The sequence below is a fragment of the Actinospongiicola halichondriae genome (assembly GCF_049103745.1).
Taxonomy (GTDB): domain Bacteria; phylum Actinomycetota; class Acidimicrobiia; order Acidimicrobiales; family Salinilacustritrichaceae; genus Salinilacustrithrix; species Salinilacustrithrix halichondriae.
In genome coordinates this window covers 2,146,452-2,171,450 of sequence record NZ_CP171622.1, presented here as the reverse complement: position 1 = coordinate 2,171,450, position 24,999 = coordinate 2,146,452, and the positions used below count along the sequence as shown (strand labels likewise).

The 24,999-nt window shown below is 67.1% G+C and carries 29 protein-coding genes and 2 tRNA genes; 13 read left to right on the top strand and 18 right to left on the bottom strand.

All coding sequences use genetic code 11. The features are described 5' to 3' along the window. Positions 1–38: 38 nt before the first annotated feature. On the bottom strand, positions 39–1,850 hold the full coding sequence (locus AB8619_RS10735) for a hypothetical protein (protein WP_436792630.1): 1,812 nt from the start codon (positions 1,848–1,850) through the stop codon (positions 39–41). Between the two features lie 77 nt (positions 1,851–1,927). Between AB8619_RS10735 and AB8619_RS10730 the strand changes: the two genes are divergently transcribed. The 10 genes from AB8619_RS10730 (at position 1,928) to AB8619_RS10685 (ending at position 12,410) form a co-directional block, all read left to right on the top strand. Beyond that, positions 1,928–2,929 carry a TerC family protein gene (locus AB8619_RS10730; protein WP_436792629.1) on the top strand — a complete coding sequence of 334 codons (1,002 nt, stop codon included), beginning with the start codon at positions 1,928–1,930 and terminating at the stop codon, positions 2,927–2,929. Positions 2,930–2,938: 9 nt separating this feature from the next. Further along, positions 2,939–4,165 carry an alpha/beta fold hydrolase gene (locus AB8619_RS10725; protein ID WP_436792628.1) on the top strand — a complete coding sequence of 409 codons (1,227 nt, stop codon included), beginning with the start codon at positions 2,939–2,941 and terminating at the stop codon, positions 4,163–4,165. Positions 4,166–4,490: 325 nt separating this feature from the next. After that, positions 4,491–5,861 (top strand): cystathionine beta-synthase, encoded by a 1,371-nt coding sequence (locus AB8619_RS10720; RefSeq protein WP_436796373.1) that lies wholly within the window; start codon positions 4,491–4,493, stop codon positions 5,859–5,861. Then, positions 5,854–6,999 carry a cystathionine gamma-synthase gene (locus AB8619_RS10715; protein ID WP_436792627.1) on the top strand — a complete coding sequence of 382 codons (1,146 nt, stop codon included), beginning with the start codon at positions 5,854–5,856 and terminating at the stop codon, positions 6,997–6,999. The genes AB8619_RS10720 and AB8619_RS10715 overlap by 8 nt, the downstream gene beginning before the upstream one ends. A gap of 9 nt (positions 7,000–7,008) precedes the next feature. Further along, positions 7,009–8,853 (top strand): DNA primase, encoded by a 1,845-nt coding sequence (dnaG, locus tag AB8619_RS10710; RefSeq protein ID WP_436792626.1) that lies wholly within the window; start codon positions 7,009–7,011, stop codon positions 8,851–8,853. A gap of 89 nt (positions 8,854–8,942) precedes the next feature. Continuing rightward, positions 8,943–10,082, top strand: coding sequence for an RNA polymerase sigma factor RpoD (rpoD, locus tag AB8619_RS10705; protein ID WP_436796372.1), 1,140 nt, complete (start codon positions 8,943–8,945; stop codon positions 10,080–10,082). A gap of 52 nt (positions 10,083–10,134) precedes the next feature. Then, a tRNA-Asn gene (locus AB8619_RS10700) sits at positions 10,135–10,210 on the top strand. 468 nt (positions 10,211–10,678) lie between these two features. Continuing rightward, the gene (locus tag AB8619_RS10695; RefSeq protein WP_436792625.1) at positions 10,679–11,050 is read left to right on the top strand and encodes a hypothetical protein; all 372 of its coding nucleotides are present in this window, start codon (positions 10,679–10,681) and stop codon (positions 11,048–11,050) included. A 239-nt stretch (positions 11,051–11,289) separates the two neighbouring features. Continuing rightward, positions 11,290–11,907, top strand: coding sequence for a hypothetical protein (locus tag AB8619_RS10690; RefSeq protein WP_436792624.1), 618 nt, complete (start codon positions 11,290–11,292; stop codon positions 11,905–11,907). A 14-nt stretch (positions 11,908–11,921) separates the two neighbouring features. Next, a complete protein-coding gene (locus AB8619_RS10685) occupies positions 11,922–12,410 on the top strand; it encodes a hypothetical protein (protein WP_436792623.1) in 489 nt (162 codons plus the stop codon). Positions 12,411–12,630: 220 nt separating this feature from the next. Here AB8619_RS10685 and AB8619_RS10680 read toward each other — a convergent pair whose 3' ends face one another. Both AB8619_RS10680 and AB8619_RS10675 read right to left on the bottom strand, forming a co-directional pair. After that, positions 12,631–12,990, bottom strand: a complete 360-nt coding sequence (locus AB8619_RS10680; RefSeq protein ID WP_436792622.1) for a GmrSD restriction endonuclease domain-containing protein — start codon at positions 12,988–12,990, stop codon at positions 12,631–12,633. Between the two features lie 377 nt (positions 12,991–13,367). Continuing rightward, positions 13,368–14,027 (bottom strand): excalibur calcium-binding domain-containing protein, encoded by a 660-nt coding sequence (locus AB8619_RS10675; RefSeq protein ID WP_436792621.1) that lies wholly within the window; start codon positions 14,025–14,027, stop codon positions 13,368–13,370. Positions 14,028–14,338: 311 nt separating this feature from the next. Between AB8619_RS10675 and AB8619_RS10670 the strand changes: the two genes are divergently transcribed. Next, positions 14,339–14,887 carry a hypothetical protein gene (locus AB8619_RS10670; RefSeq protein WP_436792620.1) on the top strand — a complete coding sequence of 183 codons (549 nt, stop codon included), beginning with the start codon at positions 14,339–14,341 and terminating at the stop codon, positions 14,885–14,887. Positions 14,888–15,122: 235 nt separating this feature from the next. On the opposite strand, the gene AB8619_RS10665 is transcribed toward AB8619_RS10670, so the two are convergent. The 11 genes from AB8619_RS10665 to AB8619_RS10615 form a co-directional block, all read right to left on the bottom strand. After that, complete coding sequence (locus tag AB8619_RS10665) at positions 15,123–15,950, bottom strand: hypothetical protein (protein ID WP_436792619.1); 828 nt, start codon at positions 15,948–15,950, stop codon at positions 15,123–15,125. A gap of 445 nt (positions 15,951–16,395) precedes the next feature. Further along, positions 16,396–16,749: a hypothetical protein gene (locus tag AB8619_RS10660; protein ID WP_436792618.1), complete on the bottom strand. Its 354-nt coding sequence runs from the start codon at positions 16,747–16,749 to the stop codon at positions 16,396–16,398. Between the two features lie 115 nt (positions 16,750–16,864). Continuing rightward, on the bottom strand, positions 16,865–17,512 hold the full coding sequence (locus AB8619_RS10655) for a hypothetical protein (protein ID WP_436792617.1): 648 nt from the start codon (positions 17,510–17,512) through the stop codon (positions 16,865–16,867). Further along, complete coding sequence (locus tag AB8619_RS10650; RefSeq protein WP_436792616.1) at positions 17,505–17,930, bottom strand: hypothetical protein; 426 nt, start codon at positions 17,928–17,930, stop codon at positions 17,505–17,507. The genes AB8619_RS10655 and AB8619_RS10650 overlap by 8 nt, the downstream gene beginning before the upstream one ends. 14 nt (positions 17,931–17,944) lie before the next feature. Then, on the bottom strand, positions 17,945–18,304 hold the full coding sequence (locus AB8619_RS10645) for a hypothetical protein (RefSeq protein ID WP_436792615.1): 360 nt from the start codon (positions 18,302–18,304) through the stop codon (positions 17,945–17,947). A gap of 107 nt (positions 18,305–18,411) precedes the next feature. Further along, positions 18,412–18,651: a hypothetical protein gene (locus tag AB8619_RS10640; protein WP_436792614.1), complete on the bottom strand. Its 240-nt coding sequence runs from the start codon at positions 18,649–18,651 to the stop codon at positions 18,412–18,414. Next, positions 18,651–19,325, bottom strand: a complete 675-nt coding sequence (locus tag AB8619_RS10635; RefSeq protein WP_436792613.1) for a hypothetical protein — start codon at positions 19,323–19,325, stop codon at positions 18,651–18,653. Before AB8619_RS10635 ends, AB8619_RS10640 begins: the two co-directional genes overlap by 1 nt. Beyond that, the gene (locus tag AB8619_RS10630) at positions 19,318–19,497 is read right to left on the bottom strand and encodes a hypothetical protein (protein WP_436792612.1); all 180 of its coding nucleotides are present in this window, start codon (positions 19,495–19,497) and stop codon (positions 19,318–19,320) included. The genes AB8619_RS10635 and AB8619_RS10630 overlap by 8 nt, the downstream gene beginning before the upstream one ends. Continuing rightward, the gene (locus AB8619_RS10625) at positions 19,494–19,754 is read right to left on the bottom strand and encodes a hypothetical protein (protein WP_436792611.1); all 261 of its coding nucleotides are present in this window, start codon (positions 19,752–19,754) and stop codon (positions 19,494–19,496) included. Before AB8619_RS10625 ends, AB8619_RS10630 begins: the two co-directional genes overlap by 4 nt. A 91-nt stretch (positions 19,755–19,845) precedes the next feature. Beyond that, complete coding sequence (locus AB8619_RS10620) at positions 19,846–20,376, bottom strand: hypothetical protein (RefSeq protein ID WP_436792610.1); 531 nt, start codon at positions 20,374–20,376, stop codon at positions 19,846–19,848. Then, complete coding sequence (locus AB8619_RS10615) at positions 20,373–21,359, bottom strand: tyrosine-type recombinase/integrase (RefSeq protein WP_436792609.1); 987 nt, start codon at positions 21,357–21,359, stop codon at positions 20,373–20,375. The genes AB8619_RS10620 and AB8619_RS10615 overlap by 4 nt, the downstream gene beginning before the upstream one ends. Before the next feature lie 100 nt (positions 21,360–21,459). On the opposite strand from AB8619_RS10615, the gene AB8619_RS10610 reads away from it, so the two are divergent. Continuing rightward, a tRNA-Ile gene (locus tag AB8619_RS10610) sits at positions 21,460–21,533 on the top strand. Positions 21,534–21,618: 85 nt separating this feature from the next. Here the strand turns inward: AB8619_RS10610 and AB8619_RS10605 are convergent. The 4 genes from AB8619_RS10605 to AB8619_RS10590 form a co-directional block, all read right to left on the bottom strand. Continuing rightward, positions 21,619–23,049 carry an alkaline phosphatase PhoX gene (locus tag AB8619_RS10605; RefSeq protein ID WP_436792608.1) on the bottom strand — a complete coding sequence of 477 codons (1,431 nt, stop codon included), beginning with the start codon at positions 23,047–23,049 and terminating at the stop codon, positions 21,619–21,621. A 96-nt stretch (positions 23,050–23,145) separates the two neighbouring features. Next, complete coding sequence (locus AB8619_RS10600; protein WP_436792607.1) at positions 23,146–23,505, bottom strand: hypothetical protein; 360 nt, start codon at positions 23,503–23,505, stop codon at positions 23,146–23,148. A 3-nt stretch (positions 23,506–23,508) separates the two neighbouring features. Then, positions 23,509–23,808, bottom strand: a complete 300-nt coding sequence (locus AB8619_RS10595; RefSeq protein WP_436792606.1) for a TetR/AcrR family transcriptional regulator — start codon at positions 23,806–23,808, stop codon at positions 23,509–23,511. A 74-nt stretch (positions 23,809–23,882) separates the two neighbouring features. After that, on the bottom strand, positions 23,883–24,329 hold the full coding sequence (locus tag AB8619_RS10590; RefSeq protein WP_436792605.1) for an Lrp/AsnC family transcriptional regulator: 447 nt from the start codon (positions 24,327–24,329) through the stop codon (positions 23,883–23,885). Positions 24,330–24,412: 83 nt separating this feature from the next. On the opposite strand from AB8619_RS10590, the gene AB8619_RS10585 reads away from it, so the two are divergent. Next, entirely contained in the window at positions 24,413–24,994 is a 582-nt protein-coding gene (locus AB8619_RS10585; protein WP_436792604.1) for a LysE family transporter, read from the top strand. The last annotated feature ends 5 nt before the right edge of the window (positions 24,995–24,999 follow it).

Below are 24,999 nucleotides of genomic sequence, written 5' to 3'. Positions count from 1 at the left end.
AGTATGCATACTCGGTATGTAAGAGGCAAGCGGTTTGTTCAGACGGCTTGTGGCGTGGGCACCTTCGGCTCCGAACGCTCGACCGCGACGTCGCCGCCACCGATGCGACGGACGCCGATGGCGAACGCCGCGAGCCAGGCGAGCACGGTGAGTGCGAGGTAGGTGTGGACGACGGGGGAGAGCCAGCCGTTCCCCTCGTTCGTCTCTCGCAGCAGGTACTGCGACTCGGATCCCATGGCGATCGTGCGGTCGACGGCGGGGATCTCAGGCTCGCCGATGAACGGGTCGTCGGGGAACCAGATCGGCGCGGCCATCAGTTGATTGCCGTTGCGGTGGAGGCGAACGAGGGTCTTCCACAGGCCTTCGGTCGGCACCGGCGATTCCGACACCCAGACGCCGGGTGACTGTTCGACCATGTCGGCGAGCACGAGGCCGCCGCCCTGCCATGCGGTGGCCTGGAACCAGTGCGCGTCGTCGGCTGCATCAGCCGGGGTGAGCTCCACGGTGACGATGGCGCCGGCCTCCTCGAAGTCGTCGCTGGCAGCGGGCTCGAGCGTGATGGATGCGGTCACGTCCGCGGTGTGGCGGGGGAGGAACGCGAGGACCGGGCCGATGGCGAGGATGGCGGCGACGACGAGTCCCAACGTTCCGACCTGGCGCCCCGGCTCGGCGAAACGGAAGGCGCGGGCGAAGGCGGTGCCGAGCACGGCGCAGCCGACGCCGGCGATCAGCGAGGTGACCACGGCAGGGGCGATGAGCGACGAGTTCCACGCCTGCGGGGCACCAGCCGTGAGGCCGTCGCTGTTCCAGAGCCATTCGCCCGCCAGTCCGATGGTGGCGACGCCGACGCCGGACACGACGGCGAAGCGGCTGCGGCGGTCGACGCCGACCATGCGTGCGGCGCTCTCGACGACGATCGCCGACAGCAGGAAGGTGGCACCGTGGCGGGTCTCGACCGGACCGTCGCCGCCGATCTGTGCGAACTGGGTGATGAAGAAGATGGCGCCCAGGAGGACGGCGCGCCCGGGGCCGAGCACGAGGCGGATGGCGACGAAGGCGAGCGCCGCGGCCATCGAGATCAGCATCGGCTGGAAGACCTGCGAGAACTGCGGCACGCCGAAGCTGAACTCGCCCTGGCTGGCGACGAGTCCCTGGAGGGTCAGCCACGCGGCGAACCCGTGGAGGAAGCTCGCCCAGCGGTTGTCGCGGGGCTTCACGCCGGTTTCGGCCATGACCAACCAGGCGGCGATGCCGGTGAAGCTGGCGCCGAGGATCATCAGCATGTGGGTCGGGCTCCACATCGTGACGTCGACGCCGTAGGCCGAGTGCCAGATCTCGTCCATGGGGAAACCCGAGACCGCGCCGACGCCGAGTGCGCCGAGCGGGACCATCGACCACGGCACGGTGAAGCCGAGCACCTTGCGGCCGCCGTCCCATCGGTCGAGGGTGGCGACGAGGATGCCGAAGACCGACGCGGCGAGGATGCCGATGAGGCCGAGGAGGATGGCCGTGTGGGGAGCGGTGAAGAGCTCGTCGTCCCGCCCGAGTGCGATGTGCCATTGGACATCGGAGTAGAAGCCGACGCCGGCGAGGAGCAGCGAGAACAGCGACTGGCCGATGGCGATCGCTGCCCAGCCGGGTATCCCGGTGAGTCGCGTGAGCCCGCGGCCGATGCGCTGGAGGGCTCCGAGCGGGTTCCAGTCGCCGTCGCCGGATGACCCGTAGGCGAACAGCGCGATGTCCGCTGCGACATACGCGCAGATCAGGACCGTCACCGGCGTCCACGACGCGAGCGCGCTCCCTCCCAGCGTCCCTTCGTCCGCGGCGATGATTGTTCCGAGCCCCAACATGTTACCGAGAGTAACTGCAATCGTCGGCCGGGGCAACGACTGATTCGCCGCGCTGGACGACGAGTAGATTCTCGCCGATGCTCCAGATCGTCGCCGCCGAATCCGGCTCGAAGGCGAACTTCGTCGACTTCGACGTTCCACTGTGGGTGTGGGCCGCCTTCACCGCCCTCGTCGCGGTGCTGTTGCTGGTCGACCTGCTGCTCGTGCACCGGACCGCGCACGTGATCACCACGCGTGAGGCCGCCATCGAGTCGGCCGTGTGGATCGCGATCAGTCTGCTCTTCGGTCTCGTGATCCTCGCCTGGCAGGGCGGTGATGCTGCCGGCGAGTACTACGCCGGCTATCTCATCGAGAAGTCACTCAGCATCGACAACGTCTTCGTGTGGGCGTTGATCATGAGCTACTTCGCCGTGCCGCAGGCGTATCAGTTCCGGGTGCTGTTCTGGGGCATCTTCGGTGCGCTGGTCCTGCGAGCCCTGTTCATCTTCGGCGGCGTCGCCCTCATCGAACAGTTCGAGTGGATCATCTACGTCTTCGGTGCGTTCCTGCTCTACACCGCCGTGAAGTTGCTACGACCGAGCCACGAGGAACTCCACCCCGAGGACAACCCGCTGCTCAAGTTGGTGAACCGACTCGTCCCGTCGACGACCGAGTACGACGGGCAGAACCTGTTCACGGTGAAGAACGGCAAGCGGTTGGCCACGCCGCTGCTCGCAGTCCTGATCGTGATCGAGTCATCCGACGTGGTCTTCGCCGTCGACTCGATCCCGGCGATCATCGCTGTGAGCCACGAGCAGTTCATCGTGTTCTCGTCGAACGCGTTCGCGATCCTCGGCCTCCGAGCCCTGTACTTCCTTCTCGCCGACATGCGGAACCGGTTCGCCTACCTGCAGCAGGGCCTCGCCGTCGTGCTGGCGTTCGTCGGCATCAAGATGCTGATCAGCAACCTGTACCACGTGCCCACGTTCGCCTCGCTCCTGGTCATCGCCCTCGTGTTGACGCTGGCGATCGTGGCGTCGATCAAGAAGACACCCGACCCCGAGACCGAGCCGGACAGCAGCCCGGGCCTGCACGACTAGTTTCCGGCGATGCCCGCAGAGCGGATCGTCGTCGACGGCCTCGGTCGTCTCCCACAGTTCTCCCACGCCGGCCAGGCCGGCGACACCCTCTTCGTCTCGGGAACGCTCGGCACGACGACCGGCCTCGAACTGGCCGACGGCATCGCCGCCCAGACCACCCAGACGCTCGAGAACATGGGGCAGATCCTCGAAGCCGCCGGCGTGTCGTGGGCCGACGTCGCGAAGGTGAGTGTCTTCCTCGTCGACATGGCCGAGTTCGGCGAGATGAACGACGCCTACTCGGCGTTCTTCGGCGACGGCACCCCGCCGGCCCGCATCACCGTGGGCGGCTGCGACCTGGCGCTCGGCGGCCGTGTGGAGATGGAGTGCATCGCCGATCGACCTCGCTCCCGTCCTCCTGCAGCGGTCGCGAATCCGGTGCTGTCCCGTCGGACCCTCGTCGTCGACCACGACGATGAGGCGTTGTTCGTCGAGGTCGTCGGTGAGGAGCACCGAGACACTCGGCCCCCGCTGGTGCTCTCGCACGGACTGGGCGGGAATCACGCCATCTGGTTCCAGCAGGTCTCCCACTTCGCCACCGACCGGATGGTCGTCAGCTGGGACCATCGCGGTTTCGGCAACTCGACCGATCGCGCCGACAGGAGCGGGCCCGCTGTCGCGGCAGGCGACCTGCTCGCGATCTGCGACCACCTCGGGATCGAACATCCCGATCTCGTCGGGCAGTCGATGGGCGGATGGACCGTGCTCGGCGCCGAGCTCACACGTCCGGGGTTCGCCCACTCGATCGTCCTGGCCGACTCCCACGGCGGCCTGACCTCCGATGCTGTCGATGCAGGGTTCGCCGCCCCCCGACGAGCCGAGGCCACGGGCACCGACTTCACCGAACTCGGCCTGCACCCCGCCATCGACGCTTCGCTCCGCGACCGCGATCCGGCGCGAGCGCATCTGTACCAACTGATCGGTGACTTCGGGACGATCGATGCCCCGACACTCATGGGGCGGTTGTTCGAGACGACCCACGACGCCGCCGAGGCAGAGAAGGTGACGTGCCCGGTGCTGTGCCTCGTGGGCGAACGCGATCCGCTGTTGCCCCCCGCCGTGATCCGAGCTGCGGCCGACCTGTTGCCGGACGCCCGGTTCGTCGAGGTCCCGGGCTCGGGGCACTCGCCCTACTTCGAGGACCCGGAACTCTGGAACCTCCTGGTCGGCCGGTTCCTCGACGCCGTCCATCCCTGATCCGACGACGAAGCACGCTCCGAGACGGCACACTGGCGGCGTGGACCAACTCGTCGCCGTCGGAGACATCGAGATCCCAGCCCGCCTGCGGGCCCGAGTCCGCCGCGTCGTCACCCATGAACCCGGCGCGCCCTCGGAGCCGTTGATCGCCGACCTCCGCCCGCACCTGCCGCCGCGCGTGCACGTCCTCGGCGCCGACCAGGCGGCGGCCGACCTCGCGGGCGACCTCCACGCCCACGGTCTGCCGGTCGTGCTCCACACCGATGCCGACGTCACCGTCGACGCCGGTGTCGGTCGACGCTGGGTCACCGACCCGGGACCGGCCATGGACGTGGCCGAAGACCTGATCGAGCTCATCGGCGACACGCCGATGATGCGCCTGGACCGGACGGCCAAGAACCTCGACTGCACGCTGCTCGCCAAGCTCGAGCTCTTCAACCCGGGCTTCTCGAGCAAGGACCGTCCGGCGTTGGCGATGATCAACGCCGCCGAGCGCGAGGGCGTCTTGAAGCCGGGCGGGACGATCGTCGAGCCGACCAGCGGGAACACCGGCGTCGGTCTGGCCATCGTCGCCGCACGTCGTGGCTACGACTGCGTCTTCGTGTGCCCCGACAAGGTGGCGCCCGACAAGATCGCGCAGCTGCGTGCCTATGGCGCCGAGGTCGTCGTCTGCCCGACGAGCGTCGAGCCCGAACACCCGGACTCGTACTACTCGGTCTCGGATCGTCTGGCGCGCGAGCGTCCCAACGCCTGGAAGGCCGACCAGTACCACAACCCCCAGAATCCGCAGGCCCAGTACGACACCACCGGCCCCGAGATCTGGGCCCAGACGGCGGGGCGCATCACCCACTTCGTGTGCGGCGTGGGGACGGGCGGGACGATCACCGGGATCGGTCGCTACCTCAAGGAACAGAACCCCGACATCAAGATCATCGGCGCCGACCCCGAGGGCTCGGTGTACAGCGGAGGCACCGGCCGGCCGTATCTGGTCGAGGGCATCGGCGAGGACTTCTGGCCCAGCACCTACGACCCGGACATCGCCGACGAGATCGTGCCCATCAGCGACGCCGAGTCGTTCGCCACCGCCCGTCGCGTGACCCGCTCCGAAGGGTTGCTCATCGGAGGTTCGGGTGGGACGGCGATCGCCGCTGCCCTCCACATCGCCCACGACCTGCCTCAAGACGCCGTCGTGGTGGTGCACATCCCGGACTCGGGACGTGGCTACCTGTCCAAGCTCTACGACGACCGGTGGATGTCGGATCACGGCTTCCTCCGTTCGAGCGGACCGCTCATCGAGGACCTGCTGAAGGGCCGCGATCGCGAACTGCCGCTGCTGGTGCACACCCATCCGGAGGAGACGGTGCGGACCGCGATCGAGATCATGCGGGAGTTCGGTGTGAGCCAACTGCCCGTCGTGAAGGCCGAGCCGCCCGTGGTCCTGGGCGAGGTCATGGGTTCGGTCAACGAGGTCGACCTCCTCGATGCGGTGATGTCGGATCCCACGGTGCTCGACCGGCCGGTTGCCGACGTCGTCGGTCCGCTGCTTCCCACGCTCGGCCTCGGCGAGCCCATCGGCGAGGCGGTGAAGACGCTGGAGACGGCGTCGGCCGCACTCGTCCTCGACGCCGGCCATCCGGTGGCAGTCATCACACGATCCGATGTACTCCGTTCGGTCGGGAGGCAGTCCGATGAGTGAGTTCGAGACCGATTGCGTGCACGGGGCCGGAGGTCCCGACCCACAGACCGGGGCCGTCGTCCCCAACGTCTCGCTCTCGTCGACGTTTGCCCAGGACGCCGTCGGCAAGCACAGTGGCTTCGAGTACAGCCGGTCGGGCAACCCGACCCGCGCTGCGCTCGAGCGCCATGTCGCGCTGCTCGAGGGAGCATCGCAGGGCTTCGCGTTCTCGTCCGGGCTCGCCGCCGAGGACGCCGTGTTGCGCATGCTGGCACCGGGCGACGCGCTGCTCCTCTCTGACGACGCCTACGGCGGCACGTTCCGGCTCGCGCGTCAGGTCCACGCGCCGACTGGTCTCGTCGTCGCCACCACCGACCTCACCGACATCGATGCCGTCCGTGCTGCATGGACCGACACCACGAAGCTGGTCTGGATCGAGACGCCGACCAACCCACTGCTGCGCATCGTCGACATCGAGGCCGTGGCGGCCTACGCCCACGAGCGTGGCGCCCTGGTCGCGGTCGACAACACCTTCGCCACGCCGGCGCTCCAGCAGCCGCTGGCGCTCGGCGCCGACCTCGTCCTCCACTCGAGCACCAAGTACCTCGGCGGCCACTCCGACGTCGTCGGTGGCTTCGTGGCGACCAACGACGCCGCGATCGGCGAGCGCATCGGTTTCATCCAGAACGCTGCCGGAGCGGTCCCCGGACCGTTCGACTCGTACCTGGTCCATCGGGGGTGCCGGACGCTCCACCTGCGCATGGAACGGCACTGCGAGAACGCTGCCGTCGTGGCCGAGATGTTGTCCTCGCACCCTGCGGTCGCCTCGGTGCTCTGGCCCGGCGACCCCGACCATCCCGGCCACGAGGTCGCAGCCCGCCAGATGCGCGGGTTCGGCGGCATGGTGAGCCTGCGGATGCGCGGCGGTGTGGCGGCAGCGCGCGCCCTGTGCGAGTCGACCGAGGTGTTCACGCTGGCGGAGTCGCTCGGTGCGGTCGAGAGCCTGATCGAGCATCCCGGTCTGATGACGCACTCGTCGGTCTCGGGGACCGCGAACGAGGTCCCGGACGACCTGGTGCGCCTGTCGGTCGGCATCGAGTCCGCGTCCGATCTCGTCGCCGACCTCGAGGCTGCCCTCGCCTCGATCCCGACCGACTAGACCCTTCCTGTGGGCATCCGCGACGAGGACATCGCCCGAGTCCGGGCGACCACGGACATCGTCGGTCTCATCGGCGAGTACGTCCAGCTGAAACAGGTCGGGCAGCGGTATCGGGGCCTGTGCCCGTTCCACGCGGAGAAGACCGGCTCGTTCTACGTCAACGCGGTCGACGGGCTCTATCACTGCTTCGGTTGCCAGGCCTCCGGCGACGCCATCACCTTCGTGCGCGAGCAGGAGCACCTCGGCTTCGTCGAGGCCGTCGAGCGGCTGGCGTCGAAGGTCGGGATCAGCCTGACGTACGACAACGAGGGCGAGAACCGGACCAGAGCCGAACGCAAACGGCTCATCGACATCGTCCAGAAGGCCGAGGACTTCTACCACCGGCGCCTGCTCGAGGCCCCCGACGCCGCAGCGACCCGCAAGTACCTCCGCAGCCGCGGGTTCGACGCCGAGGAGGTCAAGGCGTGGAAGCTCGGCTGGGCGCCCGACTCCTGGGACCAGTTGACGAGCGCGCTGAAGATGTCGAAGAAGGACCTCGAGGGCACCGGACTCGGCGGGATCAACAGCCGGGGCCGGCCATACGACTTCTTCCGCGGTCGGCTCCTGTTCCCGATCCACGACAGCGACGGGCACGCGCTCGGCTTCGGTGGCCGGATCATGCCGGGCGCCGAGGGCGCGAAGTACATGAACACCCGCCAGACGCCGCTGTACGACAAGTCGCGGGTCCTCTTCGGGCTGGATCGAGCCAAGGCCGGGATCGTCGAGGCCGACGAGGTCGTGGTGTGCGAGGGGTACACCGACGTCACGGCGTTCTTCCGCGTCGGCCTGCCTCGGGCCGTCGCCACCTGTGGGACCGCCCTCACCGACGAGCACGTGCAGATGCTGCGGAAGTTCGCTCGCAGGATCGTGCTCGCCTTCGACGCCGACACCGCCGGGCAGGCGGCAGCCGATCGCTTCTACCAGTGGGAGGCTCGCTTCGACCTCGACGTGGTGGTCGCAGCGCTGCCGCCGGGGGTCGATCCCGGCGACATGGCGGGCGACGACCCGGAGGGTCTCGTGAAGGCGGTCGCCGATGCGCGCCCCTTCCTCGAGTTCCGACTGAATCGCATCCTCGACGCCGCCGACCTCTCGACCGCCGAGCATCGGGCTCGTGCTGCCGAAGACGCCCTGTCGGTGATCGTCGAACACCCCAACGACCTGGTACGCGACCAGTACCTGATGCAGGTGGCCGACCGCTGTCGAGTGGACGTCGAGCGACTGCGTGACCGACTCCGGTCGGGCAAGGTCAAACGCCGCGCCCCGGCCGAGGAGCCGCGCCGCAAGCCACGGAACGAAGACGGAGGCGACGGCGACCCCGGTCCGCGGGAGCCCGGCATGGGCGACGAGGAGCCCGGGGACGACCCGCGTCGGCAGGTCTCGACCCCTGGCCGCAACGGCTCGATCGGGTCGCCGGCGCTCGAGGTGCTCCGCCTCGCTGTGAACCGGCCCGAAGACGTGATCGACTGGCTCGACGAGGCGCTCTTCGACGAACCGATCCATCTCGATGCGTATCGGATGCTGGTCGAGTCGGCCACGATCCACGAGGCGATCGACTCGTCGCCCCCCGACGTCGCTGCGCTCCTGTCGAAGCTGGCGGTCGAGGAGCCGGTCGACGACGCGCTCGATCCGGTGATGCTGCTGATCCGCTCGATCGGTCTGAAGCACCTCTCGGTCGAGCGGTCGCGAGCCGAGCCCGACCTCGAGATCCTGACCACGCTGGCCCGTCTCGTCGACCAGGTCGCTGGCGGCAAGGACGGCCGGGATGCAGCGGCCAGGGAATTGCTAACCTTCGTGTCCCGACAGGGGGACGTATGAGCCAGATCGCCGAGGACACGGGGGTTCCGACAGAGCTGATCGATCAGCTCGTCGAAGACGCGCGGCAGTACGGCTCGATCCACCTCGACATGGCGATGATGAAGCTGCGGGTCGAACTGACCGCCGACGTCCTCACCGCGTTGAAGGCCGCGTGCGATCGCGCCGGCGTCGTGCTCGACGAGGGGGTCGAGGAAGGCGCAGGACCCGACGAGGACCTGACCCCGGCCGACGAGGTCGCCCGTGCGCGCAAGCGGCGGGCAGCGGCGCGCACCATCAAGACGGTGAAGACCGGTGCGGGTGGCAGCAGCGATTCGGTCCGCATGTACCTGCGAGAGATCGGCCGGGTGCCGCTGCTCACCGGGGCCGAAGAGGTGTCGATCGCCAAGCGCATCGAGAAGGGCGAGATGGCCAAGGAGCGCCTGGCCGATCTCGCTGCCGGCGACGAACTCAACACGCTCCCGTTCCAGGAACGTCGCAAGATGCAGCGGTGGGTGCGCGACGGCGACCTCGCCACCAGCGAGCTGATCCAGGCCAACCTCCGTCTCGTCGTCTCCATCGCCAAGCGCTACGTCGGCCGAGGCATGCAGCTGCTCGACCTCATCCAGGAGGGCAACCTCGGCCTGATGCGGGCGGTCCAGAAGTTCGACTACACCAAGGGCTTCAAGTTCTCGACCTATGCCACGTGGTGGATCCGTCAGGCCATCACCCGGGCGATCGCCGACCAGGCCCGCACCATCCGCATCCCGGTGCACATGGTCGAGTCGATCAACAAGGTCCATCGCATCCAGCGCACGATGTTGATGGAGCTCGAACGAGAGCCGACCGTCGAGGAACTGGCCGAGCGGGCCGACCTCACCGTCGACCGAGTCCGCGAGATCCAGCAGATCTCGATGGACCCACTGTCGCTCGACTCGCCGGTGGGGGAGGAGGACGACTCCAACCTCGCCGACTTCATCAAGGACAACAACGTCGACATGCCTGCCGACGCCGCGGCCCGCATGCTCCTCAACCAAGCCGTGCTCGAAGCGCTCGACGAGCTCAACGACCGTGAGCGCGAGGTCATGCGTCTTCGCTTCGGTCTCGTCGACGGCCAGGCCCGCACGCTCGAACAGGTCGGACAGGAGTTCGGGGTCACCCGCGAGCGGATCCGCCAGATCGAGTCGAAGACCCTGGCCAAGCTCCGCCACCCCCATCGGTCCCAGAAGCTGCGCGACTACCTCGACGGGTGAGACAACCCGGTTCGGGGGCGAACCGGAGAGATTGCTATCGTCGGCGATTCCTTCCGGGGTAGCTCAGCTGGCAGAGCAACTGACTGTTAATCAGTTTGTCGTGGGTTCGAGCCCCACCCCCGGAGCCAGCAAACAGCAGAGAGCCGGTCCCTGGGGCCGGCTCCTCCGCGTCGGGGGCGTGTGTTGCTCGCTGGTGGTGCAGTGTCGGAGCGACATCGGCGTGCGCGATTTCCTGAGGTGGCCGATCAGGTCGTCTCTGGGCTGTGAATACGCGCGTCACTGAGCGGAATCGCAACCCAGAACAGTGTCCCGGTCGTTCTGAGCTGCGAAGGAGCGCGTGGGCGCGCGAAATCGCAACCCAGAACGGAGAAGCCGGTTCCAGCACCACCCGGGTCGACGTGCCATCGAAGTCGATGTCGGCCGGGCCGAGCGAGGGTCCGTAGCATGCGCCCCAGGGCCTGTAGCTCAGTTGGTCAGAGCACGCGACTCATAAGCCCTACGGGATTAGCGCTGTGCTAGCCAACGAAAGCGCAGGTGACGGTTCACCGTCTCGGTCGAATCTCTTGCTCTACGTCAGAGCAAAGGGAGACAGAACCATGACCACCACCGAGCCCCAGGCGACGAACTGGACCGAGGCGCTCACCCCGCTCGAGTTGCGGAGGGAGGCAGATGAGATCCGAACGGGACTCAGCGAGCTCGAGAACAAGCTGATCGAGTATGTGACCCGGGCACAGCGGTTCGCCGCGGGAGCGTCCGACTTCAGGCGGAAGGCGGAAGGTGACTACCACCGGATGATGGAGGAGCACGACGAGCTCGCTGAGTCCGATATCTCCGACGGGATCAACGCGCTGGTGTTCTCGCTCAGCGGCTACAACGCGCTGTACGGGACGCTGCTCCGGATCAACGACATCAGCCACCCTGACGTGGCACTCGTTGCGACTACGGGCACCGAGGAGGGCGAGCGATGAGCGCCTCTGTGGCAGACGACCCAAGGGACGATGCGTGGGGGCAACTCCTAGCGGCGCTGTCGGCTCTCCAGGCGGAGTTGCGCGGACTGAGGGACGATCTCGCTGAGCGGGGCCTGGTGGAGTCTCAGTAGACGCCGACTAGCCACGCAATAGAGCGCCCCGGTCGTGATGGCCGGGGCGCTTCAAGACTTTGACCACACCGTTGAGGTTCGGGTCACGGCCTGTCGATACGGTTCGCCGTGAGTCGACACACAGAGCTGGGAGAACGCTTGATGCGCATGCTGGGAAGAGGCCGGGCGGTCTTGGTTGTGGCACTGGTAGCAGTGGGCGCATGCGGCGGCGATGACAGCGCCGAACCGCCGAGTACTGAACCGACCTCCACGACAGCCGAGTCGACGACCACGACCGAGTCGACGACCACCACCGTGGCGGAGATGACGAGAGAGCAGGCGGCAGCGAAGTATCTCGAGTTGGTGGCTCCGCCGAATTGCGCGAAGGAACGGTACGTCGCCGCGACGGCACGATTCCCAGACGGCATCAGTGCGGCCAACTGGGACTCGTACAAGTCCGAGGTTCTGTCCATTAGCCAGGAGATCGCCGACGCTCTCGTGACGTGGATTGAAGAGCTGGTGGCTACACCGTGGCCGGCCGACATGCAGCAGGACTTCGATCTCCTCGTTGCAGAAGTGTCGGATGAGGCGCTGTTTGCCCAGGACGGCGCCGACATTGAGACGTTCGAGGACTTCTTGAGCTCGGGAAACCCGACACCACCGTCGGGCTCGGCGGCGACCGTCATTCGGGCCAAGCTCGGGCTTGAATCGAACGTCGGCTCGGATGCGTCGAGCGGCCATTGCTAGGTGCGCTGCCCTGAATGGACGGCGCGAGCCCGGCACATCTGGTGCGCGACTATCTGCCCATGGCGTCAGAGGATCACTGGCAGCTGATGGACGAGGTGTGGCTTCGTCGGCACTACGTCGACATGAAGCTGCGGATGGTCGACCTCGAGGAGATGATCGGCTGCACGAACGGCGAGCTACGCACCCAGCTGCACCGATTCGGGATCAGGAAGCAGGCCGACGTCTCAGTACTCACTCGAGAGTTGCTGCAGCGCGAGCACGTAGAGAGTCGACGCAGCCCACGCTCGATTGGGCAGGAGCTTGGGTGTAGTGAGGGGGCGGTCCGTCGAGCGATCGATCGTCACGGTCTGCCGTTCACAAGGTCAGCACCACAGTTTCCGCAGTTGCGCGATGTTGCGTGGCTGATGGATCAACGGGCCCGAGGTCGGACGGCACGGGACGTTGCAGCGGAGATCGGTTGCTCGCCGTCCGCGGTCACGATGGCGCTCGCTCGCCGCGGCTGACTGTCGGACCTGGCGGTGATGATCTACCGATGCCGGTCTGGTCGACTCAACGTCAGGGGGAGCCCTCGAGCATCGGACATCGAATGGAGGCCGACGAGCACGGCCGGCCGGGACCAACGGTGTGCGGATGCACTACGGACGGGCTCTGGTTCCGTCTCGACGTGACCTGGGAGCGGGTGCCGATTAATCAGCGTTGCTGGAGGTGCGCCGGAGATCGCTGCTAGCAGTTCTGACTGGCGAGCATGTTGCGGAGCGCGTCGACCTCTGCGGGGTCTGCGCTCAGATCCCACTTGAGCTTGACCGTGATCCACGCGTCTGCATACTCACACCAAGCCTGTGAGCTCGGCGGCTGCCAGGTCGCTGGGTCGTGATCGCTCTTCGACCGATTCGTTGCTGCGGTGACAGCCACGAGCGCTTGGGACAGGTCGATGTCGTTTGCGAACTCGATTCGTGTACTTGTCGACCAAGCGTGTGCGCCCGAGCGCCACGCCTCGGCCAGGGCGACGACGTGGTCGATCTCGAGCTCGGTCTCATCTGGGGTGGAGTAGCCGTCGTAGATCGAGTACCAACCTGTTGTCATCCCAGGAAGGTCGGTTCGTTGTTCCGCCTCGAGAACCTCGCACCGTGTGTCGCATCCGTCGTGGTCGACGTCTGCCCAGCCTGCTCCGAACAGGCCACGGTCGTAGGTGTCGCTGTGTTCTTCGGGAGCGATGCGAAGCGTGTCGACGGACGGTGGGGGGGAAGCGGGAGCGGTTACCGTCGTCGTGGTTGTGGTCGCTGTCGTTGATTGGGGAGGGACAGGACCATCGTCGGCCCGAGTGGTGGTCGTAGTCGGGGCGAAAGTGGGTGGCGGAGCGAAGAGGGGTTCGAAAGTCGCTGCCGTAGATTCCGCCGACTGTTCGGGGCCGCTCGATGCCGAGCATGCAGCGATCAGGATGGCAGCGACGATCGTCGCCGCTAGTTCTCGCAAGCGACTCCGTCATCGTCTCGGTCGAGGTGCGGCCCGTATCCAGGTTGACCTCGGTACACGGGTGCACCGCCTCGGTCTCGGGCCTCTGTGCAGTTCTTGTAGCTGCCGTCAGCGTTGCTCCCGGGGCCGCTGGGAGGGGGAGGAGGCGGAGGTGAGGTCTCCGGCGGAGCGGTAGGTGGGGGCGGTGGAGGGGGCGTCGTCGGGGGAGCAGTCGTGGTCGTGGTCGTCGACGTTGTTGTCGTCGTTGTCGTTGTCGTCGTTGTCGTCGTTGTCTCCGGGGCCTCGGCGGTGAGTGCGTTGAGAAAGTCGGGGTGGTCGCTGACGGCGTCTGAGCATGTGTCGGGAAGTGACTTCTCGAGGTGACGAGCGAGCGTGATCGTGTCGGACTTCTTCATGGCGCTCATCGACGCTGCCTCGTCGTAGACCAGCTTTCCGACATGACCGGTGTCGGAGTCTGACTCCAGGTGGTCGCAGCTGAACTCGACGAGATCCGCGTACTCGCGATCAGTCAGAAACGAAGGCCCGTCGAGGGGGACGTCGACCAGGCCCCGAATTCCTTCGGTTGTCGTCGTCTCCTCGCTGGCAATCGGAGTGGCGTCGTTCTTCTCGGTGTCGTCCGCGCCGAACGACGCTGCGAGCACGATCACCACGCCGATGGCACCCGCGATCTTGCCAGCTTTCGGCCAACTGTTGACCCAGCCGCCGAACTCCTTCGCGAGTCCCCACCACGTCAGCTTGTCTGGCGACGGTGGAGGGGGAGGAGGGGGGAATTGCGCGTCCGACATGACTTCCGCCTTTTCATCAAGCGTCCCAGCACGGCGAACTCACCACGCAGGCCCGCTCCGAAACGTTACCTAGTCGTCGACTGGTACGCGCTGGATGTGACAGAGAGCAGGGCGCGTCCTTGGTTCGGCTGGCGGTATTGTTTGCCATCGCCGATGTGCCGGGGGGCAATGCAATGGCTGAGAAGCTGACTATTGGGGCTTGGCGGAGCCGCCTGGAGATACTGAGCATCCTCGTGTCGACGGCGATTCTCTTCACAACGATTGCGAGATACCTGCTAGCGATCGAGGAGGAACGAGATTTCGTTGACGCTGTGCGCTTTCAGTCAGCGGTCCTCGAGGGCGTGACCCTGCCGATCGCCCTTGTAGTCGCCCTGAGTCTTGTTGTTCTCCCGCGAATCTTCTTCCGGTGGCCCGCCGAAACGCCGAATGGCACAGCGACAATCGCCTTGTTCCTGATCGGACTGACGGGCGTAGCCATCCTTGTGTTCTTCGTGGTTGCGTTGGTGCCACCTATCAGTGAACTTCCGGTCGATCAGTTTGACCGAGAGTCAGAGGCGACCCGGCTGGGGCTCTGGTGGGAGATCTGCCAGAAGACCGGTGTGATCATCGCCGCAATTGCCGTGGTTGCGTTCGCAGGTATGGCTCGGACGGGACTGCAGCGGGAACGTGTGGTGGTCCATGTGGAACCTGAGATGGGACCGCCGCCGTCGGCATCGTCGTGAGGCGGCAATCGCAGTTCTTCCGGCTAGTCGAGGGCTTCGGTGTCGCCCGGATCGCTCCACCTGGGATGCGACATTGCGTGCTGGAAGTTAGGCCGAAACCTTCGGCCGTTCGCCACTAACGATCGCGCGTCCCTGTCCGGGGGTGATCTTGATTCGCTTCCCATCGTTCAAGGCGGCCACCATCGCTCGTGTGCGCTCCTCGCGGGGGATCTTCGTTGCTGGGTAGGACTTGTGCTTAGTCGCCATGAGTCTCGCCATCACCTTCGCCGTACTGATCGGGGAACCACTTCAATAGGTCTACAAGTGCCCGGGAAATCGCCAGCGTTCGAGCTGTGAGGTCATCGTACGCAGCCGGGGTGACAAGCGGACCGCCACCCTCGAGCTTGGTCGTGGCCGTCACTACTCCGATGACGTCGTCGGCCGCGTTCAGGACAGGCATTGACGCCACGGCCGTCAGGGCTCGGTACCGATCGGCCTGCTCGTCGGTGAGCCCGTAGGTGGTGTCCCACACCTCCGGCCCCGTGACTAGGACGAAGCCTCCTGTCTCGTAGGCCCGTCCGGTGGCGCCCTTGCCGATCTCCCACTCACTCCTGGACCCTGTTGCAGCCGAGTCTTCCTGTTCAGTGAACGAAACCGGACGGAGACGGTCTACGTCAGCGTCGTACAGAAAGAGGGTCAACTCAGCGCCTGAGAGGTCATCGTCGTTGGTCGGCGTCAACAGGTGTCCCATTGCGAAACCTGCAAGCGCGTTCCTTGCTGCGTCGACATACCACGGCAGCTCGCCCGGAATCTCCTGAGGAGGTTCGTTCTCCGCAGCATTGGCGAGGGCGATCTCAACGCTCTGCTTGCGGGGCGGGTGAAGCTTGACCTCGGCCCCCGCTCTTGAGAGCTTCCAGTGATCGATCCGGCCGATTGCGGCACCGGAGAAGACCAGGACGCCGCCCAGGGCTGAGAAGCCCGCATCCGTCAGGTCTGCATCGATCGCGTACATGACCATGCCGAAAATAAGACAGACAACACCGCTCCCCAACAGAACGTGGCCGCCTCGCTCCTCCAAGTCCACCAACCAGGCACCATACGCCGTTCGAGGAAAGCGGGGGGCTTGGAAGAAGATTGAGGCCCGCCGCAATGGTCCACAGATCTTCGGACCGCTGCTGGGCCAACCTTGCTGGACCAGGCGGAGTCGCCGGCGACCAAGTCGCGCAGTCACGTCATCCGGCAACATTCGGCCGACCCTCTCCTGCGGGCTTTCGTTCATGGGCGCCCGTTCGGTGGACGCCACTCTTCCTTGGCCCCATCCGCAGTGACGGGTACGCAACTTCGTGGACCCCGTGCAGCGCCACGACGGCTGCGTGCAGTTCGGCTCCGGACGCAGCGCTCTCGATGATCTGGTGCCGGTCGATCGACACGCCCGGCATGAATCCCAGCCGGTTCAACGCTGATCGGGCGTGTAGGAAAAGGTTCTCGTCGTCGACGTCCGGGCGCTCTGGGGCGCGGCGCCGCATGGCTCAGCCGACCTTCCGCATGGGGGCGACCTTCTGGCGGGGTCCGGTGCGCGTGCCGGTGTCGTCGACGAGGCGCACGCCGAGTTGGCGCATGATCGACGCGAACAGCGTCCGGTTGCGGGCTTCGATGTCGCACGCGGGGTGGCCCTTGGGGCTGCCGTAGCGGTCGGTGACGGTGACGCCTTCGGATTCCACGACTGCGGCGGCCTGGGATGCGCGGTCGAGGGCGACGAGGCCCTCGTGGAGCAGGGCCTGCTCTACGGCGGCGCCTTCGAACTCGGTGAGCACGTCGGTCCAGAGCTTCGCAGCACGCGCTGAGAGGCCTTCGGGGGGCTTGGGGACGGTCTCAGGAGCCATTCTCAAACCCCTCCGAGGTGTTGTCGGACCACGGAGACGCCGCCCCGCCCGGTCATTTGGGGCATGGCCCTACCTTCCATACCCCACCCCTCGGGCGAGTGCCGGCGGTCCATGGTCACGCGGCCTCCTCGCCGGCCGTGGTGGGGGGCTGGGTGGCCCATGCGGCGAGCGCGTTGAGCACGACGTTGACGGGCGTCGAGTGGAGGCGTCCGCCTTCGATGATGGCTTCGCGGATGGGCATGCCGGAGGGGAAGCCTCGGGTCTTGTGCACGGTGTGCGCCGCGACGGAGCGGGACCACTCGAGGCGTGACGTGATCTTGTCGATGGCGAGGACATGATCGGGAAGCGTGGCGAGGGCGGCGAGGATCTGTTCCTTCGCCTGGTCTGCTTCGGCACGGAGTTGGTCCTGCCACTCGGCCAAGCGGTCAGCGGTCATGGCTGACATGAGGTCGTCCCATGCCCGAGCGGCGTTGCGGTGAAGGGCGAGGGCGACCCGGTGGGCGTCGGCGATCTCGGCCTCGAGGGCGGGGACGTGGCTCGCGCCAGGGTCCTTCTTGCCAGCGGCGAGGGCGTCGGCCAGGGCGTCGGCGTCGGCGCTCTCAGCTTCTCGGCGTCGCTTGGTCAGAGCGTCGAGCGCGCGTCGTGCTCCCTGGGCCCGCTCGCGGCAGGTGTCGAAGTTCTCGACTTCGGCGGTGAACGGCGAGTTGAGGAGCTCGCGGGGAAGGCGTGCGCCGGGGATCGGTCCGAGCTTGGTCTCAGCCATGGGGGTGGTCCTTTGCGTATTGGGCGAGCTTGATGAGGTTGAGTCGGCTGTGTTCGTCCCAGTCGCCGTCTCGTTCGGCCTGGGCGAGGGCTTGCTCGAGCGGCGGGACTGCCGGGGGAGGTGTGCGGGAACCCTGGTCGGCAGTCGACAGCGAAGCTGCCGGACCAGAGTTCCCTTCGCCGAGCACTCCCGGGTCGGCGAGAGCTTGCGCGAACACCGACGCGCCGAGGGCGTCGCCATTCGCGAGGGCTTGCTCGAGTTGCCGGCGCAACGAGTCGCCGCGGGTCTCGGCCTCGTCGGGAAGCGACATGATTCCGTCGCTGCCGGTGCGGTTCTGGTTGTCGTGGTGGAGTTGGCTCTTGAGCCGCATCGCGGTGACGTAGTCGCCGACGGCCTCGGCCTGGGTGATGAGGTCCATTACCTGTGAACGGTTCATGTCAGCACCTCGATCGACTTCGGATGGAGCACCCAGGAACGGCCGACCTTCCAGGCGAGACCGGCTTCGGCGAGCTCGGTCCGGCAACGGCGGGTGACGGACTGTTCTGTGCAGTGGACGTGCTGGGCGACTTCTTGTGCGGTCATTGGTTCCCACGATGACGCCACGCCGGTCTCCTCGGCGCGTTTCTGTTCGTCGGCGAACATGACAGCGAGTTCACGGAGCTCCGCTACTCGACGTAGCACCGAGTTCGCCAAGCGCTGGCTGTTGGTGCACACGTACTGGTCCGCGGTCAGGGCGTACATGCGCCAGTCCTCGGCGGTCAGGTCGTCCTGGCTTGGGTGGACGGCGCTCATCGGCGTCGCCCCTTCCGCTCGCGCTCGCTTTCGGGCCCGCTTCCTGAGTTCGTGCCGGCGTCGCTGCTGGCGTTGCTTCCTCGCCGTCCTGGTGTGCGAGCGGGCCGTCATCGGTCCGCCCCTAGGTCGATTGCGGTCACGCGCTTGAGCGCGAGCACGTGCGAGCAGTCGGTACGCGCCTGGTGCGGACAATCGCACGACCAGGCGCCGTTGGCCCACCCTGTGGAGTAGATCGCTCCATCGCCGCGCACTCGGGCGACGACCATGCGGGCGTCGACACGGTTGAGGATGACTCGGCCCTCGAGGAGGTACCGGCCTGCCTTGTCTCTCACGGTCTCGCGAGCCATCAGCCGACCTCCTCGGTCGGCCTGCGGTATCGGGACCCCAAGTTCTCACGGGCGCGGTCAGCGCCGTTCTTCGCCCCTGCTCTAGCCGCGTCGAAGTCGAACGGGCCTCTATCGCGCGTTACGTCATCGTGAGGAGAGGTCTTCTTAGAAGCTTCAAACCCTTTCGCGGCAACATCGTGCGTACTGGGAGGCGCGTTCGTGCCGGTTGGGTCGCACGGATCTGCATGCTGGGAACTTCCATCAGGCACATCCGTGCCGGTTGGACTTTCCTCCGAACCGGCAAACTCCTGCCGACTGGGAATGACGCACGCGTACTCCGAAGTGCTCCCGAAGGCGCCCTCGCCGCGTCCGACCTTGTGGCCCTTGCGGGTGCGGATGATCCATCCACTGGCGAGAGCGGCAGCGATGTGGTTCGAGGTCGCTCGCTCTCGGAGGTTGCAGCGGTCGGCGATTGTCGACACCCGCATGTAGGAGCCGGTGCCGTCGCCGCTGCACGCCATCCCGATCACGAAGAGCACGCCCTTGGTCGCGACGTTCACCTCGGTGGCGTCGCGTAGCTCGAGGAGCCAGTCGTAGCGGTAGCGGTCGGTCCGCTTGGCGAGCACGTCACGAACGAACTCGAGGGTGAGTTCACCAACGCCTGGCACCTTCACCGTTGGACGTTGTTCAGCCATCGCCCATCACCGCCCCGCGCAGCTCCTCGAGCTCGGCCTCGAGCACATGGAGCTCCGAGCCGTTGACGGTCAGGCGGCGGCTACGATTGGGGGTGATCCGTTCGTCCTGGTCGGTGGACTGATCTGCGAGGCGTCTCCCGAGGGAGGCGCCTTCGCCGTTGGGGACACTCATGCGACCTCCCCGGGACCGGACCGGCGAGCCTTGGCGGACTTGAACGCGAGACGCTTGAAGTGAGCCTTGCGGGCGTGGGCCGCTCGGCGTGCACGCTCGCCAGGCTCAAGGTCGCCGTCGGGATCGACTTCGCGCTCGAACTTGTCGAGGAAGGCGGCTCGAGCCTTCTCTGTTCCGGCCACCGGGTCGTCGTTGGCCCATCGAGTGTGGGCGGCGATTTGAGCCCGCAGCGTTCGCTGGGTAGGCGTCAAAGGCATGGGTGCTCCCTTTCGGGTCGCCCCATGCCAAGGGGAGTGGGCGCCGCGCCCGGCCTGATTTGACTAACCGCGAGGATACAGGAGCGGTGTGCTACTCCGGAGTGACCACCGGGCGCGAAACGAGCTTCCCCGAATGAACGGCCCGGTGGGCGTCCTCAACGAGGATGACGGATAGGTGCGCTCCGCAGTCCGTGTACACGTGCGTTTCCCATCGCGGGTTCTCGACCGTCGCGAGCCAATCCGCCCATTCCTCGTGGAACTCGGCTGGGACGGCGGCCCGGATCAGGGGTGTAGCAACCACCGGACGGCCGGCGACGCCCTCAAGCACGATCCGGACACGAGCTAAGCCGTGGTCGAAGCGTTGCCCAGCGTTCTTGGCGTGGGTCCGCTTGCGGTCGAGGTAGCGGCGGTCGAGCTCATTGGTGATGTTGTTGGGATGGCCGCGACGAATACCGACGAGCATGTGGAGGTCGGAGTAGGCCTCGACCGTGAAGCCCAGCTTCTTCCCACAGCCCGACACTCCGCAGTAGGCAGTCGCCAACGTGCGCGACGGGGAACTCGATGCCTCATCGAGCCCTGGCATCCACTCGATCCCCCCTAGGTCGTCGAACCCCTCGCTCACAAGCGATCACCGACCGAGAGCCGGCGGGCGGATTGTTGTGCCCGCTCGTTGGCGGCGCTCTTGCCGTAGCGGTGGGCCATGGCGGTGGACGACCATCCGGCGAGGTACATGAGGTCGCCCTCGGAGCCTCCTTCGGCTCGGAAGGTGTGCGCCCATGTGTGGCGGAGGCGGTGCGGGTTGATGTGGTCGACGCCAGCGAGGTCGCAGCGCCGGTTGAGGATCTGAGCGATGCCGGACTTGCCGACCGCGCCGCGTCGGCCGAGCCAGAGCGCGTCGTCCTTGGCTCGAGCGTGTGCCTTGCGTACGCGCCGGTAGCGGGAGAGGGCTTCACCGGTCGACGGGGAGACGGGCACAATGCGGGTGCCGGTCTTGCCGCGCAGGGTCAGGAAGTCGTTTCGTCGGTCCCAGTCATCGACCTGGAGGGCGACGAGCTCACCGAGGCGGGCACCGGTGTCGAACAGGATGCGGATGATGGCGGCGTCGCGCAGGTCGTCGTGGTCCTTGCTCGCGCAGGTCGCGAGGATGCGCCGAACGTCGTCGACCTCCACGACGGGTATCGGTTCGTCGGCCTTGCCGCCCGGTGCGTCCGCGCGGTCGAAGGGCGATGGCCGGTCGTGCTCCTTGGCCCACCAGTTGAAGAACGGCCGGACGGAGCGGTAGCGGATCGACCGCGTGTTGACCGACAACGGCTTCGGGGTCTTGTCGCCGGTCTCGGGGTCGGTGGCGTAGACCGTTCGCCCGTTGCGCGTCGTCGGTTCCTCGAGCATGGCGTCGACCCAGCGGTTGACCACGGTGTGGTCGACGTCGCCCGGTTCGTTGACGCCTTGATCCAATGCCCAGCGCCAGAACGCGAGGAACGAGCGCCGGTAGACGTCGATCGTGGCGGGGGAGCGGTCGCGTCGCTGGAGGGACCGACGGAAGTCGTGCCACTCGTCCTCGAGGACTTCGGGGAGTTCGTCGTCGTAGTGTGCGGCCACCGTCATCCTCCGATTCCTCGCACAATCTCTTGGTATACAAGCCTAGTGCTAGCGGAGTATGATGTCGCTCATGGTCCGAAAACCGGGCCTGAGCAGGAGTTTCTCCGGGCCTGTAGCTCAGTTGGTCAGAGCACGCGACTCATAATCGCTTGGTCGTGGGTTCGATCCCCACCGGGCCCACGCGAACCCTCGGCCGCTGGGCGGCCTCGGGTTCGTTCGGATGCTTCGCATCCGCCGCGCTCGACGCCCAGTTCCGAACGGTCGATCAGTCGGGGAGTTGGTGGTCGAGGCGGTGGCGGAGGGCGACCAGGCCAGCGGCTGCGGCGCCGGCCCCGACGGCGAGGGGACCCAGGTTGGCGCCGCCGGTCGCGGGCAGTGATGCGCCGCCGAGCGTGGGGAGGGGTGCGGCCGTCGTGGGAGGCGTCGCGGTGGTCGGCGGGGTCGTGGTCGGCGTCTCCTGGAGTGCCTCGAGCCACGGACCGGTGACTTCGTAGGTGATGCCGCCCAGTGCGCGTTGCGAGTTGAAGTACAGCCGATCGCCGGCAGGGTTGAACGCCAGGCCGCTGACCTCGGACACGATCGGCGCACCGATCAGTTCGAAGTGCTGGGGACCGGTCATCTGCAGGATCGGGAACACGGCGAAGTCCTCGCGCCGGATCATCACGGCCTGCAGGTCGCCACCGTCCTCGGCGACGACGAGGTTGCCGGTGCCGGGCTGGACGATGATGTGGTCGACGCCGGTGAGCACCGGGTCGGTGAAGTCGGACGCGTCGTAGAGGATCGTCATGGACCCCGCGACGGCGTCGTACATCCAGACGCGGTCGTCGCCCTTGGTGGTCAGGAACACCTTGCCGTCGTCGTAGACGCAGCCCTCGCCACCGTCGAACGCCGTGGCCGCCGCCTGCTGGCGGCAGGGCGTGCCGAGCCCGCACTCGGGGTCGTCGATCGCCAGCCACGTGACCGACCCGTCGTCGGCGACGAGGGCCGCTTCGAGCACGCCGTCGGTGAGGTCGGGATAGGTGGTCGGCGTGAAGCGGTAGAAGAGGCCGTCGGGCAGATCCTCGCTCAGGTACACCTGCTCCCGCACAGGGTCGACGGTGGCGTTCTCGTGCTTGAAACGTCCCAACTTCGGGAGGTCGACGGCATCCGCGGCCGTGCCCTCGGGGAAGCACTCGAAGACCTTGCCGGAGTTCGAAGGGTCGCTGCCGTCGTCGACCTCCTCGCACGAGAGCCAGGTGCCCCACGGCGTCGCGCCACCGGCGCAGTTCGAGCGGCTGCCGGTGAGGATCGGGTAGGCGTCGGTGATGCTGCCGTCGGTAGCGAAGCGGATGGCCTGCGCGCCGCCGAGTTGGTCGAGGCCGATCGGCGTGGGGTCGGTGATGTCCCTCGGCGGGGGGTTCTCGGAGTTCGACACCAGGATCCAACCGCCGTCGTCGGTGGCGAAGGTGCCGGCGCCGTCGGGAAAGGGCACGCCCAACTCGAGCGTCCCCTCGACCGGGACCCCGAACTGCTTGATCTGGCGGGAGGTGAAACCATCGGGCAGTCGGAGGCCGAGGGCGTCCGGATCACCGAGCGGGCCGTAGGGGCTGTCGCCCGGCTCTGCCGGTGCGGCGAACGCGGGGGCGAGGAAGCCTCGACCGATGGACAGAGCGCCGCCGGAGGCGAGGCTGAGCAGGAGGAACTTTCGACGATCCACGGGCGCACCCTAGGAGGCACTGCACAAAACGGCCGATCGCAGCGTGTGCTCGGCCGGAAGAGTTCACCTCGGTGTCGTGTCGGCGACACCGGACGCTCACGTACGGAGGCGTGCCGCCTCGAGCTTGCCGGCCCGCTCGCCGACGGCGAGGAACAGCTCGGTCGTGTCGTCGATGACCTCTTCCGACGTCATCTCGATCCGACCGTCGAGCCACGCCGACAGGATCTCGGACATGCCGCCGACGAGCATCGCGGCAGCCAGACGCGCCAGCTGCTCGGCGCCGGGCTGTCCCCGACGTCGAGCGACGTCGCGTTGGAGGAGGTCGACCAGTGCGAAGCCGGTCTGCATGCGCCGGACGTTGAGTGCCTCGTTCCCGAGGGCCTCGACGTAGAGCACTCGGCCCATGCGCCGGTCCTCGTCGACGAACGTGACGATCGCCGTGATGGTCGCTCGCACGGTCTAGACCGGGTGGTCGCCGACATCGACGAGGGCATCGGCGACACGGTCGCGCAACAGTCCGATCACATGGTCGTAGACCGCCACGACGAGCGAGTCGAGCTCGTCGAAGCTCTCGTAGAAATAGCGGGGATTCAGCCGCGCCTCGGCGCACACCGCACGCACCGTGGTGCCCGACGAACCCTCGGACGCGAGGAGTTCGAGCGCGGCCTGCACGAGGAGGTTCCGACGTTCACGCTGGCGTTCTTCGGTCGAGAGACCGTTCCAGCGCGACGGAGTGCGGGTGGGGGTCGGCTTTGGCAACGGTCGTTACCTTACCGACCCTCGTCGGCGCCGTGTCCGTTGTGTCCGCCCCGTGCTCGACGTCGCCTTCGGGGTCAGTCGATGGCTTCTCGCGGGAAGCCCTCCACGGTGTGGAGCACGATGCGGGTGGAGGTCTCGCGCACGCCCATCGACTCCTTCAACCAGCGCAGCAGGTTGTCGAGCTCCTCGATCGATCTCGACCGGATCCGGATCTGGTAGTCGAAGCCGCCGGTGAGGTGGACGGCGTCGACGACGTCCTCCTGCTCACGCAAGGCGTGGTCGATGCCTTCCCACGGTGCGCCGGGGGAGAGCTGGAGGTCGACCAGGGCTTCGACCGGGCGGCCGGTCGCTGGACCGCCGAGCCGGACCGTGAACCGTTCGATGGCTCCCGACTCCTGCAGTCGTCGGAGCCGCTGCGACGCCGCCGACAGCGACAGGTGGACGGCATCGGCGAGGTCGGTGACCGAGGTGCGGCCGTCGGCGACCAACAGTTTGATGATCTTGCGGTCGATGTCGTCCATGACCGTAGATCCTACGGAACAAAGTGCGCTGCACCTGGATGTTCCGCAGGTTCTCCAGCGAAAACACCGCCATCCTTGTCGTCATGGTCTTGTTCCTCGGATTCCTCACCGGCCTCGCCCTCGTCGCCCCCATCGGCCCGGTCTCGCTCACCCTCGTCGGCCTCGGTGCAGAACAAGGACGACGTGCGGCGCTCGCCGGCGCCGGTGGCGTGGTCATGGCCGACGGGCTCACGGTTCCCATCGCTCTCGGTGGCGCCGGACTCCTCGCCGGACTCGACGCCGGCATCGTCCGCGACGTCGAGATCGTCCTCGGTCTCCTGCTGGTCGCGATCGCTGTCATGACCGTGGTCCGTGCCGAGCGAGCCCGCGAGGCCATCGCGTCGCTGCGCCGCCCCACCCGGACCCTCGCAGCGATGACGGCGTTCAACCCGCTGAGCCTCGTCGCCTGGTCCGGTCTCGCACTTGCCCTCCCGTCGAGCATCAGCACCCCGGCCGCTCTGATCCTCTTCGGGGTCGGCCTCGTCCTGGCATCGGCCGTCTGGCACAGCAGCCTGGCGGCGGCGTCGGCGACGTTCGCCAGCCGTCTCGGCGACCGGTCCCGCACGACCCTCACGCGAGCGAGCGGCCTGATGATGCTGGGCATCGGCGGCATTCTCGTCCTCTGAGCCGT

Coding starts and splice junctions, on each gene's coding strand:
- AB8619_RS10735 (WP_436792630.1), bottom strand. CDS start 1,850: ATGTTGGGGCTCGGAACAATCATCGCCGCGGACGAAGGGACGCTGGGA.
- AB8619_RS10730 (WP_436792629.1), top strand. CDS start 1,928: ATGCTCCAGATCGTCGCCGCCGAATCCGGCTCGAAGGCGAACTTCGTC.
- AB8619_RS10725 (WP_436792628.1), top strand. CDS start 2,939: ATGCCCGCAGAGCGGATCGTCGTCGACGGCCTCGGTCGTCTCCCACAG.
- AB8619_RS10720 (WP_436796373.1), top strand. CDS start 4,491: ATGGACGTGGCCGAAGACCTGATCGAGCTCATCGGCGACACGCCGATG.
- AB8619_RS10715 (WP_436792627.1), top strand. CDS start 5,854: ATGAGTGAGTTCGAGACCGATTGCGTGCACGGGGCCGGAGGTCCCGAC.
- rpoD (WP_436796372.1), top strand. CDS start 8,943: ATGGCGATGATGAAGCTGCGGGTCGAACTGACCGCCGACGTCCTCACC.
- AB8619_RS10695 (WP_436792625.1), top strand. CDS start 10,679: ATGACCACCACCGAGCCCCAGGCGACGAACTGGACCGAGGCGCTCACC.
- AB8619_RS10685 (WP_436792623.1), top strand. CDS start 11,922: ATGGACGGCGCGAGCCCGGCACATCTGGTGCGCGACTATCTGCCCATG.
- AB8619_RS10680 (WP_436792622.1), bottom strand. CDS start 12,990: ATGACAACAGGTTGGTACTCGATCTACGACGGCTACTCCACCCCAGAT.
- AB8619_RS10670 (WP_436792620.1), top strand. CDS start 14,339: ATGGCTGAGAAGCTGACTATTGGGGCTTGGCGGAGCCGCCTGGAGATA.
- AB8619_RS10660 (WP_436792618.1), bottom strand. CDS start 16,749: ATGGCTCCTGAGACCGTCCCCAAGCCCCCCGAAGGCCTCTCAGCGCGT.
- AB8619_RS10655 (WP_436792617.1), bottom strand. CDS start 17,512: ATGGCTGAGACCAAGCTCGGACCGATCCCCGGCGCACGCCTTCCCCGC.
- AB8619_RS10650 (WP_436792616.1), bottom strand. CDS start 17,930: ATGGACCTCATCACCCAGGCCGAGGCCGTCGGCGACTACGTCACCGCG.
- AB8619_RS10645 (WP_436792615.1), bottom strand. CDS start 18,304: ATGAGCGCCGTCCACCCAAGCCAGGACGACCTGACCGCCGAGGACTGG.
- AB8619_RS10640 (WP_436792614.1), bottom strand. CDS start 18,651: ATGGCTCGCGAGACCGTGAGAGACAAGGCAGGCCGGTACCTCCTCGAG.
- AB8619_RS10635 (WP_436792613.1), bottom strand. CDS start 19,325: ATGGCTGAACAACGTCCAACGGTGAAGGTGCCAGGCGTTGGTGAACTC.
- AB8619_RS10630 (WP_436792612.1), bottom strand. CDS start 19,497: ATGAGTGTCCCCAACGGCGAAGGCGCCTCCCTCGGGAGACGCCTCGCA.
- AB8619_RS10625 (WP_436792611.1), bottom strand. CDS start 19,754: ATGCCTTTGACGCCTACCCAGCGAACGCTGCGGGCTCAAATCGCCGCC.
- AB8619_RS10615 (WP_436792609.1), bottom strand. CDS start 21,359: ATGACGGTGGCCGCACACTACGACGACGAACTCCCCGAAGTCCTCGAG.
- AB8619_RS10590 (WP_436792605.1), bottom strand. CDS start 24,329: ATGGACGACATCGACCGCAAGATCATCAAACTGTTGGTCGCCGACGGC.
- AB8619_RS10585 (WP_436792604.1), top strand. CDS start 24,413: ATGGTCTTGTTCCTCGGATTCCTCACCGGCCTCGCCCTCGTCGCCCCC.